The following is a 14585-nucleotide window of genomic DNA, read 5'->3' as shown; positions in this document are numbered from 1 at the left end:
GCGTGCTTGCGCTGCAATCATGATGAGGATAAACCAAATTGCAGGATGTTGTGCAACCCAGGTCGACAATGACAAAAAGCCGAATAGAAACAGCGGTAATTATCGTGGCTGCCGGGTCAGGAACACGGCTGGGAAATGCACAAGATGACACCCCAAAGCAATATCAAAAACTGCATGATTGTACTGTGTTGGAAACAACGATTATGGCCTTTGCAAGCCATGCTGCAGTGGATCTAGTTGTGCCGGTTATTGGGGTTGGACATGAAGAAATTTACGCAGAATTGGAGCTGAAGCACCCGAAATTGCAGAGGCCGGTGCTCGGCGGAGCTTCCCGTCAATCCTCTGTTTTTGCAGGGCTAAAGTCACTTGCAATTTCTTTGCCGGATCTTGTCTTGATTCACGATGCAGCCCGGCCGATGGTCGACCATTCGCTGATTGATCGAGTGATTACAAATTGTGACGCAGGTGGCGCTATACCTGCATTGCCGATCACCGATACGTTGAAACATGCGCCGGGTGGCAAATCGATCAGCAAAACTTTGGACCGTGCCGATCACTTCGTGGCGCAGACACCGCAGGGGTTTCAATATTCACTAATTGTGGATGCGCACGAAAGAGCCATATTGCAGCCCGAAATTGAATTTACCGATGACGCTTCGATAGCCGAGTGGGCAGGAATTCACGTCGGCATTGTCCCGGGCGATCCAAAAAACAAAAAAATTACATTCGCTGAAGATTTGGCAGAGGCGCGATCCCTTATGAACGATAACAAGAAGCTCGAAACGCGGGTCGGCTCTGGCTATGACGTGCATGCATTTGAGCCGGGCAACGAAGTCATTCTGGGCGGCATTCGCATTCCCTTTGATAAAAAGCTTAAGGGCCATTCAGACGCTGATGTAGCGCTGCACACCATAACAGATGCCATTTATGGTGCGATCGCTGAAGGGGATATCGGACAGCATTTTCCACCTTCAGATGATCAGTGGAAAGGCAAAGATTCTGCAGTGTTTTTGCTTCATGCGGTAGAACTCGTCAGAACCAGAGGCGGTCGACTGATCAATATCGATCTGACGATTATTTGCGAACAGCCGAAAATTGGGCCACACTGCATTCCAATGCGGCAAAATATTGCAAATATCTGTGGGATCGACCTTTCGCGAGTTTCTGTGAAGGCAACGACGTCTGAGAAGCTTGGATTTACCGGGCGCGAAGAGGGCATCGCTGCGCAGGCTGCAATTGCTGTTGAAATTCCAGTCGAGGACTGATCCAGTCGGGGACGAAAAATGCTCGAAGATGATGTTTTGCATCTTGCTCAGATAACCATTGAACAATTGATCTCCAAACGGGCGACAATTACCACAGCGGAAAGTTGCACAGGTGGATTGATCGCGGGTGCCCTCACCGCAATTGCCGGTTCGTCAAACGCTGTTCACGGCGGCTTTGTCACTTATTCAAATGAAGCAAAGTCGGCGATGTTGGGTATCCCAATGGAGCTGATCGATGAAAATGGTGCGGTGTCCAAACAAGTTGCATGCGCCATGGCAAAAGGCGCGCAGCGCGAAACGCGGACATCCTTGTCCATTGCCGTTACGGGCATTGCCGGCCCGTCGGGTGGCAGTGATCTGAAGCCGGTGGGAACGGTTCATTTTGCGTGTTATGACGGCGAAAAAAGCAGTCATATCGTACGAAACTTTGGTGATATCGGTCGTGAGGAAGTACGCGAAGAAACGGTGCGGGTCGCCCTCACCCTCGTTTTAGCATGCTTGGATCAGCGCGAGCTGCCGTAACGCTTTTTTGCTTCAACCATAAAGGCATCAACAATTTCGCTTTGTTTGCTTGCAAATAGTGGTTCTGCAACCGCCGCGATCAACCTGTTGCGCATTTCGAATTCAACTTCGAAATCAACATGGGTACCATTGGCCGTTTCAGTGAATCGCCATTCGCTTTCCAAAAATGCAAATGGATCATCCTCGGACGTTGCAGTTACAGTCAGCGCGTCGCGATTGGCATTCACTTTGCTCTCATAAGACTGAGAAATTGGCCCAAGCGAAATATGCATCCGCGCGAGGCATTGTCCTTCTTGCGGCAGGTCGACAATATTCATGTCGTCGCAATTGGGTACAAACAACGGATAGCTCGCCAGATCACTGGCGAGGTCAAACATTTGTTCCGGCGTGTGCGGTACATCACGCTCAAAGGCAATCTTGGTCATCGTGGAGTTTTGCCTAGCTCAATTTGGCTTCGCGTGCTTTGCGCAATTTCTCGAAATCATCACCCGCATGGTGAGATGACCGCGTAAGCGGGCTCGACGATACCATCAAGAAGCCTTTTGTGTAAGCAATGCGCTCGAATGCTTTAAACTCATCAGGGGTCACAAAACGATCCACCTTGTGGTGTTTACGGGTTGGCTGCAAATATTGACCAATGGTGAGAAAATCAACGTCGGCGACACGTAAATCGTCCATCAATTGCAGCACTTCGTTCCGCTCTTCGCCCAAACCAACCATAATACCAGACTTTGTGAACATGGTCGGGTCTAGTTCTTTGACCTTTTGCAACAACCGAATTGAGTGGAAATAACGCGCACCGGGGCGAACCGTCAGATAATTGGACGGCACTGTCTCTAGATTGTGATTGAACACATCAGGTTTGGCCGCAACGACTTTTTCCAACGCGCCATCTTTGCGCAAAAAGTCCGGTGTCAAAATCTCAATGGTTGTTCCCGGTGATGTTTCACGAACTGATTGTATTACTTCAACAAAGTGCTGTGCGCCACCATCAGATAAATCGTCCCGATCCACTGACGTGATCACGACGTGCTTAAGCCCAAGCGTTTTCACCGTATTGGCAACGTTTTGCGGCTCATTTGGATCCAGCGCGGTTGGCATACCAGTCCGTACGTTACAAAACGCGCAGGCACGGGTGCAAATTTCACCCATGATCATCATGGTGGCGTGTTTCTTGTCCCAACATTCACCAATATTTGGGCAACCCGCCTCTTCGCAAACCGTGACGATGTTATTGTCTTTAACGATCTTGCGCGTTTCAGAGTACCCTTTAGAACCCGGTGCTTTCACCCGGATCCAAGATGGTTTGCGCAACACTTCCGTATCTGGCCGATTGGCCTTTTCCGGATGGCGCGGACGCGCTTTATTTGTATTATCAAGCAAAGTCACCATGGCGGATGCTCCTTTGTCAGATCGAAGGTTGCCCCTCTTACTGGGGGCCACCGTTTGACTTATATATTGAGTGCCTGGTCGTAAGCGTCAAGGACGCTTTCCTTCATCATTTCGGATAATGTTGGATGCGGGAAGATTGTGTGCATCAATTCTTCCTCAGTCGTTTCCAAATTCATCGCCACGACGAAACCTTGAATAAGTTCGGTCACTTCAGCGCCAACCATGTGTGCACCAAGCAATTCGCCGGTCTTTTTGTCAAAGATAGTTTTCACCAAGCCTTCCGGTTCACCCAGCGCAATTGCCTTACCGTTGCCCATAAATGGGAAACGACCCACGCGAATGTCGCGACCAGCTTCCTTGGCTGCTTTTTCAGTCAGGCCAACGCTTGCCACTTGTGGTTCGCAATATGTGCAACCCGGAATTTGGCTTTTGTTCATTGGGTGAACATCTTTGCCAGAGATTTTTTCGATGCAAAGCACGCCTTCATGCTCAGCTTTGTGCGCTAACATTGGCGCCCCAGCTACATCACCGATCGCATAAATGCCATCAACATTGGTTTTGCAATAACCGTCAATTTGAACAAAGCCGCGCTCAGTTTTCACGCCGACTTTTTCAAGGCCGATATTTTCAACATTGGCTTGAACGCCAACGGCCGAAATCAATTTGTCCGCTTCAAGGACTTGTTTTTGGCCGTCTTTGAGTTCCACATGCGCTTTGATGCCCGCATCTGAATTCTCAACTTTTGCAACTTTTGCTTCCGTTAGAATTTTGATGCCGCGTTTTTCAAGCCGTTTACGTGCATGTGCAGAAATCTCATCGTCTTCCACAGGCATGATTTTATTCATCAATTCGACAACCGTCACATCTGCACCCATCGATGCGTAGAATGATGCGAATTCGATGCCAATTGCGCCAGAGCCCATCACAACAAGTGATTTTGGCATATCTTGGGGCACAAGTGCTTCAAAATAGGTCCAGATGTTTTTGCCGTCAGGCTCAATGCCCGGCAAAATGCGTGGGCGTGCGCCTGTCGCAACAATAATGTGTTTGGCTTTGTACGTTCCGTGCGGCAACACACCTTTTGGTGCAGGCACAGAAGGTTCCATTGCCGTTTTAGATGAAGGGCCAACTTTTAGCTCGCCCGGCTTGGTGATTTCGGCTTCACCCCAAATGACGTCGATTTTGTTCTTCTTCATCAAAAAGCCAACGCCATTATTCATCTGTTTGGCGATCTGACGAGAACGTTTTACGACATCAGAAATTTCAAATGTAAACTCACCAGCCTTCAAACCAAAGTCCTTAGCGTGGCCCATATGGCTGTAAATCTCTGCGCTGCGCAAAAGCGCTTTGGTTGGAATACAGCCCCAGTTGGAACAGATACCCGCCAAATGTTCGCGTTCAACGACAGCGACCTTCATACCCAATTGCGCACCACGAATTGCAGCAACGTAACCACCTGGTCCACCACCGATAATGATGACATCATATTGATTTGCCATAGTCTTTTCCTTGTCGTTGACGCCCGTTCAGCTTAGAGCGACAGAATTTCTTGTACTTTGGGCGCTAATGCTTTGCCAAGCGCTCTTGTATTTTCAGCGTCCAAATGAACGCCATCAACTGGGTCAAGCGCCAAAACAGGCGCCGCATTGAAAAATGAAACGGCTTCTTGGATACACACGCGCTCATATTGTTTTGCATATTGTGCACACAATGCGATCGCGCCAGCCATCACATCATTGAACAAATGGTCTTGGCCTTCTTCAACCAATGGCGGTGACACCACCAATATCTCTGGCACCGAGTGGCCTGGCTTATAAGCAAACGTTTTCACAATATTGATCAGCCGACTTATGCCCATTGCCGAACCAGCCGCATTGCCACAAATGTGGCTCCGCATATCGTTCGTGCCCAGCATTATGATCACCAGATCGAGTGGTTCATGCGTTGCAAGCAATGACGGCAAAGCTTTCGCACCGTTTCGCTCTGTTGCATTCGAATAATCATCGAACACTGTTGTGCGGCCACCCAAGCCCTCCGCAAAAACACGTACCTGCCCTTTTAGCTGCTCAGCCAAAACATTTGGCCAGCGATCCTCAAATGCATGCCTGCCACCAGTCGCAGCATTGGTTCCAAAAGTCAGACTGTCGCCAAAGGCAAGTACGTTTTTCATCGAATTTTCTTTGCCAGTTTTTTCAACGAAACCCCAAATCGTCCCAATTTGAAAGGTACTGGCTGGCCCGCTCTTAGCTTAAATGGATTACCAAGTGTGGTTTCCTTTACTGTCTTGGTCGACATAATGAAATGTGTGCACACAGCGTCATACTTGCTCTTTGTAAACGTCAGGCAGATATCGTTCCAATCGCCGTGTATAAACCATTCGCCACTTTCAACTTTTGCACTTTTGCTCGACCATGCCAGAGCAGTTCCATTCTTCTTGAAGTAAAAAACTGCAACTCCGGAGACTGGGACGAGTTTTTGAAGTTTTCGAGGAAAGTTGGGTACTTTAAATAACGTGGTATATCCAGCAACCCTTTTGAATGCACCGGCTTTTGACGCGTCCATATGAGCACTCATCATATCGCTAGTGACTTTTGTCACCGGAATTTCAATCGCTAACCCTGATGGCACGATGGAAAATATCATGAAGAGCGCGACGCAATAAGCAAAAATTTTTGTCACAAAATATTCCCTACAACTAATTTCAAGTTTTTAAGCCAGCATCATCACTGGTGTTTCAATCAATTCCTTAAATACGCCAAGCGCTTGTGCGCCGAGCACACCGTCAACCACGCGGTGATCACACGACAGAGTGACAGTCATGAAATTGCCAACGGTGATTTCGCCATCTTCAACAACGACGCGTTCTTCACCGGCACCCACGGCCAAAATCGTGCCGTGAGGAGGATTGATAACCGCTTGGAAGTTGGTGATGCCGAACATGCCCAGGTTCGAAACAGAAGATGAGCCACCTTGATATTCATGTGGTGCAAGCTTTTTAGACTTTGCCCGTTTGGCCAGATCTTTGACTTCTGCTGAAATTTCACGAAGGGACTTCAACTCTGCCTTCTTAACAACTGGCGTGAACAAGCCACCGGGCACAGAAACGGCAACAGCAACATCAGAATGGTGATGTTTAAGTGTATGCTCGCCAGCCCATGATGCATTGGCATCTGGAATTTGTTGCAATGCTAACGCCCAAGCTTTCATGATGAAGTCATTCACAGACAGTTTGAAAGCTGGTTTGCCATTCTCGTCTTTTGGCGCAGTCGCGTTGATCCGCGCACGCGCTTCAAGCAAATCGTCTAAACGACAATCTAGACTTAGATAGAAATGCGGAACGGTTTGCTTAGCTTCTGTCAAACGGGCAGCGATCACTTTTCGCATGCCGTCATTTGGAACCAAATCATAAGAACCTTCTTCGTAAAGGCCGATGACTTGTGCGTCCGTCATGCCAGATGCGAGCGCTTTCGATGCTGGTGCAGCACTTGCTTTTGGTGCCTGTGGCACGCCATCACGAATGGCGGCTTCAATGTCGCGTTTCACAACGCGGCCTTTTGGTCCAGTACCAGCCAACAAACTAACATCAATATTCGCATCGCTTGCTAGGCGTCGAGCGAGAGGTGATGCAAATGTGCGTTGGCCATCAGCTTTTGCTGCAGCAGCCGGAGCGGATGGGGCACTTGTTGGTGCTGGTGTTGGCGCAGGAGCTGCGGCTTCTTCAACCTTTGCAGGAGCCTCAGCTTGCGGTGCAGCGGCAGCTTGTGCAGGGGCTGCAACATCGCCAATATCTCCGGCACTTTCTCCGTCTTCCAGAAGAACAGCAATGACAGTATTAACCGCAACGTTTTGGGCGCCTTCTTCAACCAAGATTTTGCCGACGATGCCTTCATCAATGGATTCTACTTCCATCGTTGCTTTGTCGGTTTCAATCTCTGCGATCACGTCGCCTGAAGAAACGTTATCGCCTTCTTTGACGTTCCATTTTGCGAGATTGCCCTCTTCCATCGTCGGTGACAGGGCTGGCATTGTAATTTTGATCGTCATTTTAGACTCTCTTCCTTTTCCCTGAACCTAAGACTGTCGGTATGTGACTGCGTTCACCGCATCGATCACTTCTTCGACATTTGGCAATGCAAGTTTTTCCAAATTGGCGGCATATGGCATTGGCACATCTTTACCGGTAATGCGGGTAACTGGCGCATCCAGATAATCAAATGCCTCTTCCATAATGCGAGCTGAAATTTCAGAACCGATGGAACCTTGCGGCCAACCTTCTTCAACGGTTACGCAGCGGCCAGTCTTTTTGACCGATGCAATGACGGTTGGCATGTCTAGCGGACGTAGGGTCCGTAAATCGATCAGTTCAACATCCACACCTGCTGCAACTAGCTTTTCAGTTGCTTCAGTTGCATATCGCATACCCATAGAGTGAGACACCAATGTAACATCAGCACCTTGGCGAACGACCTTGGCTTTGCCCAGCGGCACAGTCCAATCGTCAAGCTTTGGAACATCGAACGATGTGCCGTATAGCAATTCGTTTTCAAGGAACACAACTGGGTTCGGGCTGCGGATTGCAGATTTAAGCAAACCTTTTGCGTCTGCCGCAGTATATGGCGAAACCACGATCAGACCCGGCACATGCGCATACCAAGCTGAAAAGTCTTGGCTGTGTTGTGCGCCAACCCGTGATGCGGGGCCGTTAGGGCCGCGGAAAACGATAGGTGACGTCACCTGCCCGCCAGACATATAGTGTGTCTTTGCGGCGGAGTTGATGATTTGGTCGATGGCTTGCATGGCGAAGTTGAATGTCATGAACTCAATGACAGGTCGCAGCCCGGCAAAGGCAGCGCCCACACCCAAACCAGCAAACCCGTGCTCGGTGATCGGTGTATCAATAACGCGCTTTTCACCAAATTCTTGCAACAGGCCCTGGGTGACCTTGTAAGCGCCTTGATATTCGGCGACTTCTTCGCCCATCACAAACACGTCGCCATCGGCACGCATTTCTTCAGCCATTGCATCGCGCAAGGCTTCGCGAACAGTTGTTGAAACCATTTCAGTGCCCTCAGGCACTTCTGAATCAGCTTGCGCTTCAAATACCGGTGCGGCTGGAACGGCTGCTGCTGGAGCCGCTGCAGGTGCAGCTTGATCCGCTGGAGCAGGCGCAGCTTCTTCCGTTGGCGCGGCAACAGGTGCAGCGGACACCTTAATGTCGCTTGCGCTTTCACCTTCTTCAATCAAAACGGCAATTGGTGTGTTGACGGCAACGTTCTGCGCGCCCTCTTCGATAAGGATTTTGCCAATGGCACCCTCATCGACCGCTTCAACTTCCATTGTCGCTTTGTCGGTTTCGATTTCGGCGATCACATCGCCTGCAGTTACATTATCGCCCTCTTTTACCAACCATTTGGCGAGGTTGCCCTCTTCCATTGTTGGTGACAGAGCAGGCATCAAAATCTCAATTGGCATATATTCTCTCCTGATCCGTCCGGTTAGGCGGTAATTTGTGTGTAAAGCTCGCCGATTTCAGGCTCAGCATCGTTGGTGGCGAAATCTGCAGCTTCTGAAACCGTCGCGCGGATTTCTTTATCCATCGTCTTAAGGTCGTCCTCAGTCGCCCATTTGTTATCCAAAATCCGCGCTTTTACCTGCTCAATCGGATCACGCTCGGTGCGCATGGACTGTACTTCATCTTTTGAACGATATTTCGCTGGGTCAGACATCGAATGACCACGGTAGCGATAGGTCTGCATTTCAAGGATGTATGGGCCATTGCCCTCACGCGCATGTTTGATCGCTCGTTCAGATGCCTCGCGCACCATGCGAACGTCCATGCCGTCAACTTGCTCACCTGGAATACCGAATGACAGCCCGCGCTGCGACAGATCAGTTGTCGATGCTGCGCGCTCTAGGCTAGTGCCCATGGCGTATTTATTGTTTTCAATGATGTAGATAACCGGCAAATTCCAAAGCTTTGCCATGTTAAAGCTCTCATATACTTGGCCTTGGTTGGACGCGCCGTCACCAAAGTAAGTCAGGCTTACATTATCTTCGCCGCGATATTTGGCTGCAAATGCCAACCCAGTTCCAAGGCTAACCTGCGCCCCAACAATACCGTTCCCGCCGTAGAAGCGCTCTTCGTTAGAGAACATGTGCATGGAGCCGCCCTTACCTTTGGACAGTCCGCCAGCACGGCCAGTAAGCTCAGCCATAACCGCTTTCGGGTCGAGACCGACAATCAGCATGTGGCCGTGGTCACGGTAACCTGTGATTGACGCATCACCCTTTTTGGATGCCATATGAACACCTGTCACCACCGCTTCTTGGCCGATATAAAGGTGACAAAAGCCACCAATCAAACCCATGCCATACATTTGACCCGCTTTTTCTTCAAAGCGACGGATCAAAAGCATTTCGCGATAAGCGTATAGGTCTTCGTCCTTGGTAAACTCTGGCGCGTTCGATTTGCTCGACGCAGCCTTTGTTTCTGTTTTTTTAGGCATTAACTTCTCCAACTTATCTGCCGTGGATCGAATTTTGTTAAAAATCTCGCATCACAGCGCGGCCGCATAATTTCAACGGCATGATACCGCTATTTTGATTAAACTTGAAAACTCGAATTTTCTGAGGAAAGCCGTTTAAAGCGTTGAAATTGCACAAATGTTCAACTTAACTTAATTCCAGTTACTTGCATGAATTAACTGAATTCACGTTACTTGACATCAACAGGAACGATAATCTCATTTGGATGACCCCAACCAAGCAACTCACGTGCTCTTTGGGTCAAAAGGTCCGGGTCCAATCGATCAACAGTCAACAACGAATTTCGATTCTGTGCAATCTTGATGTTTTCGCTGAGTTGTTCCTTCTCCAAGCGAAGTTCGATCAACTGTTCGGAGAACTTTGCTTGCGAGGTAATCCCAAAATTGCCTTCAATGAGGTGAAAGCCGAGATATCCTTGAAACGCAATCAGCACGGCAGCAATTGCCAATTTGTTGCGCAAGGACGGGCGTTTTAGACGTGTGGGCATATAAAAGATGTCCAAATACTCGGGAAACTACGAGCTATACTATGCACCAAAGGCCTTAATGCACTATTGCCAGACACAAAAAAGCGCCGCTTGATATCCCAAGCGGCGCCCTAAATCTTGTCTGCAATGCGAACTATTTTTTCAAAATGTCACAGCCAGCGTATTTTGCAGCAAAACCAAGCTGCTCTTCGATGCGGATTAATTGATTGTATTTTGCCAACCGATCAGAACGCGCCAGTGATCCCGTTTTGATTTGGCCGCAGCTCATGGCGACAGCAAGATCAGCAATTGTAGAATCTTCAGTTTCACCAGAACGGTGCGACATAACAGAGGTGTAGTTGGCTTTATGGGCCATTTCTACGGCTTCGGCCGTTTCTGTCAGTGTGCCGATCTGGTTGACCTTAACAAGGATAGAGTTCGCAACCCCCATCTTAATGCCAGACTTCAAACGCTCAGAATTGGTCACGAACAAATCATCGCCCACAAGCTGGCATTTGTCGCCGATCGCTTGGGTCAATGCTTTCCAGCCGTCCCAGTCATCTTCATCCATGCCGTCTTCAACTGAAATAATCGGATAAGAACCAACTAGGTTTTCAAGATAGCGAACCATTTCGTCGCTACCTAAAGAAACGCCCTCGCCTTTTAGATTGTACTTCCCGTCATTGTAATACTCGCTCGCGGCGCAATCCATTGCGAGATAAACATCTTCACCTGGCTTGTAGCCAGCTTTTTCAATCGACTGCATGATGAAATCGAGCGCCGCCGTTGTTGAAGATAGGTTTGGTGCAAAACCACCCTCGTCGCCAACATTGGTGTTGTGACCTTCAGCAGAAAGTCCCTTTTTCAAGGTATGGAAAATTTCAGAACCAATACGCACGGCATCAGAAATGCTTTCAGCACCAACAGGCATCACCATAAATTCTTGGATGTCGATTGGGTTATCAGCATGCTCGCCGCCATTGATGATGTTCATCATTGGTACGGGCAGAATGTGCGCGTTTGATCCGCCGATATAGCGGTAAAGTGGCAATGCAGAAGACTCTGCTGCGGCTTTGGAAACAGCCAATGAAACACCAAGAATGGCATTTGCGCCCAAATTTGCTTTGTTCGGCGTGCCATCCAAATCAATCATCACCTGATCAATTGAACGTTGGTCAAGGGCATCCATGCCTTGAATTTCGTTGAAGATTGATGTGTTTACCGCATCAACGGCTTTAGTGACGCCCTTGCCCATATATTGGTCGCCGCCATCGCGAAGCTCAACGGCTTCGTGCGCGCCTGTTGAAGCGCCAGAAGGAACAGCTGCACGGCCAAAAGAGCCATCGTCCAAAACAACATCAACTTCAACGGTTGGGTTGCCGCGGCTATCAAAAATTTGACGGCCAGTTACATCAATAATGGCGGACATTGCATCATCTCCTAATGAAAATTGGTGAGTTGGCCGCTGTCATAGCGTCAATTCATGACATTGCAAAGTCTAATCAGAACAAACTTGGCCAATCACAATCCTGATCTCTGTATATTAAGCTTGCACGTAGTTTCGAATACTGAAAAATTTGGAACAGTTCTAATTTCGTTTTATTGTTCTGCAATCTTCAAGCGTACGTGCAAAACTTGGGTGTATCACATTCTTAAAAAGTTTTTTTTCCAACGACATTTTGATGATGATTTGTGTTCTGATGACTTCTTCTTGCCACGTTGGCTCAAAGGGAGATTTGGCAACCCACTAGCACTCAGCAAAAACATCGAAATCTGGTATGAAAATCGCGACACTTCTGTGTCACGTTATCGGTTGAATGCAGTTGCACTAATTTCGGCAGGCAAGAGCTATAAAAGTGACGAAAAGATATTATTGTCGACGTCCGATCCTGACGGTGATGTACAAACATTTTTCGTCTCAAAAATTCGACAACTTAAGAATGTACGCACTGGCAAATTGATCGACAATTTCCGTCGATATTTGAATGCACTAGATTTAAGAGAGCCGGCCGACCCATCAGAACTCATGGGCAATCCAATTTCAAGAAACCTCTTGATTGAACATAAAGGGGCTCAAGGCAACACAGAACACGATTGTCTCAAGGTTACAAACATTTACAAACTATCGCATGGCCCAACTCAGGAAGACTGGTTTTTAGTTGGAGATTATTTAGACGGGGCAGCGAACGTCACGGTCGATATGCGCGACATCATAACGGCACGAGACAACGAAACCAACGCCATTATTGGTCAATTGGAACAATATGTGCGTGCACTAGACAAGGAACTTGAACGCGACATCAAGGCACAGGCCATGGGACTAACCGGAGTTTACCCAATCCCCCACTAGGCGGTGGGCAAACAGTTCAATATTTTCAGTTCAGCAGTTCTCTTAAGCTGACGAAGAGTGATTGAGGACATGGCATGCTCACAGTTTCTTTGTGACCATGCAAATCTTCCCAAATATGATCTGACCTTCCGATCGCTAGATGCGAAACATAAGCCCGGACAAGTCTGCCACCAGATTGTCTATTTGCCGAATTTAAGAAATTTTAGGACTCAATTGGTCCGCCAGCTTCTTTCCAGTCACCAAAACCACCGACGTTTGTCACCGCATTATATCCCATATCCTTTAGCGTTTTACCCGCCAATGCTGCCTGCCCGCCGAGGGCGCAGATGAGATAAATGTTCGTATTCTTGGTCAACGCCTCATTGTGGAACGGCATCGCCTCGTCTGCGGCAAATTCAATAAAACCACGCGGAATGCGCAGCGCGCCTTCGACCGTGCCGGTCTGTGCGATATCACCAGAATCGCGAACATCGATAAATACACTGTTTGGCGTGCCGTGTTTTTTGATGCCTTCTTCAGAAGACAACCGCTCAACAACCGCATTCGCCTCTTCTAAGTAAGTTTGTGCTGTTTTCATTGTAACATTCCTTTTGGAGGGTCTTTACCCGCCTTTCGGCGGACGCGTGACTTAGTATGCCAACTATATCGACACAATGGCTGGGATTTGGAAATAACTTTTTCGACAGTCGGCAATATTGGCGAGAAGTTCAACGGCAGCTTGCCATCGACCTCATTCATCGTTAAATTACGATAAAGTAGAATGAAAGTGCCAATCATGTATCAACAACCACTCACAGAAGATTTTTCAACCGCGAAATGGTTGAATAAGAACTGCCCCTGTACGTCGCTGGAACGAGGATTGTTGCCTGATTTGGAGGCGTCGGGAATGCTGTTTTCAGACACGCCTATGTTTATCGCCTCTGCAGACTATCAAAATATGCTGTGCCAGGTTGAGACGCTAGAGGCAGTTATTGCCAACCCAGATTTTGTTGAGTTTGTTCAACGCTCATCTCCTGCAATTTCTTCGGTGGCCTCGCAAACTAATGGTGTCATGATGGGATACGATTTTCACATCGATGAGCGTGGTCCCCGGCTAATTGAAATCAACACGAATGCAGGTGGAGCTTTGCTCGTCGATGCACTTTATCGAGCGCAAGACGTGTGTTGTTGGAATGGCGAACCGGTCAAAAACCCTGAACTGGCCAACGACATTGTAGAAATGTTTCAAAATGAGTGGCGTGCCGCTGGACGAGTTGCCCCCCTCAAAACAATTGCTATCGTGGACGAGCAAATAAAAGACCAGTTTCTTTATCCCGAGTTCTTGATGTTCGCTGAGATCCTGAAGGCTGCGGGCCTGATACCAATCCTAGCCAATCCAGAAGACCTATCATTCAAAGACAATAGGCTGTGGCATGGCGAGACGCCCATTGATTTGGTCTACAATCGGTCAGTTGATTTTTATTTTGAAAAAGACGGCCACGCTGCGTTGCTTCAGGCTTTCATGCAAGATGGCGCGGTGATTACGCCAAATCCAACGCACCATGCCCTGTTTGCGGCAAAGCAAAACCTTACAGTTTTGTCAGATACACAGGCATTAAAGAATCTTGGCGCAACGCCTCAACAGATCGCTGCGCTTGAACTACTACCGAAAACTATTTCAGTGACGCCAGAAAATGCTGCTGAACTATGGGCGAAGCGCAAGAAGTTGTTTTTCAAACCTGTAAGCGGGCATGGTGGGAAAGCGGTTTACCGTGGTGACAAAATTACCAAAAAGGTCTGGGTACAGATTCTACAATATGAGTATGTCGCTCAAGAACTAGCCCAACCAGAAATTCGCAATGCGAAAACAGAATCCGCCGATTTGGATCGAAATGCCTTAAAGTCTGACGTGCGGCTTTTCACATATAATGGCAAAATATTGCTCGGCGCAGCGCGGCTATATCAGGGACAAACGACGAATTTTAGAACAACAGGTGGTGGGTTTGCGCCGCTATATGTCATTTAGGAAGACACAGCTAAAATGCCAAATCAGACTTCACCGTTC

The 14585-nt window shown here is 48.3% G+C and carries 15 protein-coding genes; 4 read left to right on the top strand and 11 right to left on the bottom strand.

The window, feature by feature from the left end; all coding sequences use genetic code 11:
* Positions 1 to 68 precede the first annotated feature (68 nt).
* On the top strand, positions 69 to 1265 hold the full coding sequence (locus AC2D8L_RS04760; protein WP_484684295.1) for a bifunctional 2-C-methyl-D-erythritol 4-phosphate cytidylyltransferase/2-C-methyl-D-erythritol 2,4-cyclodiphosphate synthase: 1197 nt from the start codon (positions 69 to 71) through the stop codon (positions 1263 to 1265).
* An 18-nt stretch (positions 1266 to 1283) separates the two neighbouring features.
* Entirely contained in the window at positions 1284 to 1787 is a 504-nt protein-coding gene (locus AC2D8L_RS04755; RefSeq protein WP_484684294.1) for a CinA family protein, read from the top strand.
* Here AC2D8L_RS04755 and AC2D8L_RS04750 read toward each other — a convergent pair.
* From AC2D8L_RS04750 to eno, 10 genes are all read right to left on the bottom strand, one after another.
* Entirely contained in the window at positions 1769 to 2212 is a 444-nt protein-coding gene (locus AC2D8L_RS04750) for a type II toxin-antitoxin system RatA family toxin (RefSeq protein WP_484684293.1), read from the bottom strand. The genes AC2D8L_RS04755 and AC2D8L_RS04750 overlap by 19 nt on opposite strands.
* A gap of 13 nt (positions 2213 to 2225) precedes the next feature.
* Positions 2226 to 3179 carry a lipoyl synthase gene (gene lipA / locus AC2D8L_RS04745; RefSeq protein ID WP_484684292.1) on the bottom strand — a complete coding sequence of 318 codons (954 nt, stop codon included), beginning with the start codon at positions 3177 to 3179 and terminating at the stop codon, positions 2226 to 2228.
* A gap of 59 nt (positions 3180 to 3238) precedes the next feature.
* Entirely contained in the window at positions 3239 to 4678 is a 1440-nt protein-coding gene (lpdA, locus tag AC2D8L_RS04740; RefSeq protein ID WP_484684291.1) for a dihydrolipoyl dehydrogenase, read from the bottom strand.
* A gap of 32 nt (positions 4679 to 4710) precedes the next feature.
* Positions 4711 to 5349, bottom strand: coding sequence for an SGNH/GDSL hydrolase family protein (locus tag AC2D8L_RS04735; RefSeq protein WP_484684290.1), 639 nt, complete (start codon positions 5347 to 5349; stop codon positions 4711 to 4713).
* The gene (locus AC2D8L_RS04730; protein WP_484684289.1) at positions 5346 to 5858 is read right to left on the bottom strand and encodes a hypothetical protein; all 513 of its coding nucleotides are present in this window, start codon (positions 5856 to 5858) and stop codon (positions 5346 to 5348) included. Before AC2D8L_RS04730 ends, AC2D8L_RS04735 begins: the two co-directional genes overlap by 4 nt.
* 30 nt (positions 5859 to 5888) lie before the next feature.
* The gene (locus AC2D8L_RS04725) at positions 5889 to 7223 is read right to left on the bottom strand and encodes a pyruvate dehydrogenase complex dihydrolipoamide acetyltransferase (protein WP_484684288.1); all 1335 of its coding nucleotides are present in this window, start codon (positions 7221 to 7223) and stop codon (positions 5889 to 5891) included.
* 27 nt (positions 7224 to 7250) lie between these two features.
* Complete coding sequence (locus tag AC2D8L_RS04720; protein ID WP_484684287.1) at positions 7251 to 8651, bottom strand: pyruvate dehydrogenase complex E1 component subunit beta; 1401 nt, start codon at positions 8649 to 8651, stop codon at positions 7251 to 7253.
* 23 nt (positions 8652 to 8674) lie between these two features.
* A complete protein-coding gene (gene pdhA / locus AC2D8L_RS04715) occupies positions 8675 to 9685 on the bottom strand; it encodes a pyruvate dehydrogenase (acetyl-transferring) E1 component subunit alpha (RefSeq protein ID WP_484684286.1) in 1011 nt (336 codons plus the stop codon).
* 209 nt (positions 9686 to 9894) lie between these two features.
* Complete coding sequence (locus AC2D8L_RS04710; protein WP_484684285.1) at positions 9895 to 10212, bottom strand: FtsB family cell division protein; 318 nt, start codon at positions 10210 to 10212, stop codon at positions 9895 to 9897.
* A gap of 133 nt (positions 10213 to 10345) precedes the next feature.
* Positions 10346 to 11620: a phosphopyruvate hydratase gene (eno, locus tag AC2D8L_RS04705; protein ID WP_484684284.1), complete on the bottom strand. Its 1275-nt coding sequence runs from the start codon at positions 11618 to 11620 to the stop codon at positions 10346 to 10348.
* 261 nt (positions 11621 to 11881) lie between these two features.
* Here eno and AC2D8L_RS04700 point away from each other — a divergent pair, with 261 nt between their 5' ends.
* Positions 11882 to 12541 carry a hypothetical protein gene (locus AC2D8L_RS04700; protein WP_484684283.1) on the top strand — a complete coding sequence of 220 codons (660 nt, stop codon included), beginning with the start codon at positions 11882 to 11884 and terminating at the stop codon, positions 12539 to 12541.
* A 202-nt stretch (positions 12542 to 12743) separates the two neighbouring features.
* Here the strand turns inward: AC2D8L_RS04700 and AC2D8L_RS04695 are convergent, their stop codons facing one another.
* Positions 12744 to 13118, bottom strand: coding sequence for a rhodanese-like domain-containing protein (locus tag AC2D8L_RS04695; protein ID WP_484684282.1), 375 nt, complete (start codon positions 13116 to 13118; stop codon positions 12744 to 12746).
* Between the two features lie 198 nt (positions 13119 to 13316).
* Between AC2D8L_RS04695 and AC2D8L_RS04690 the strand changes: the two genes are divergently transcribed.
* Entirely contained in the window at positions 13317 to 14546 is a 1230-nt protein-coding gene (locus tag AC2D8L_RS04690; RefSeq protein WP_484684281.1) for an ATP-grasp domain-containing protein, read from the top strand.
* Positions 14547 to 14585 lie beyond the last annotated feature (39 nt).

This window comes from Maritalea sp. YIW29 (genome assembly GCF_057219265.1).
Note: the sequence above shows the minus strand (reverse complement) of the source record. Positions and strands in the feature narration are given on the sequence as shown.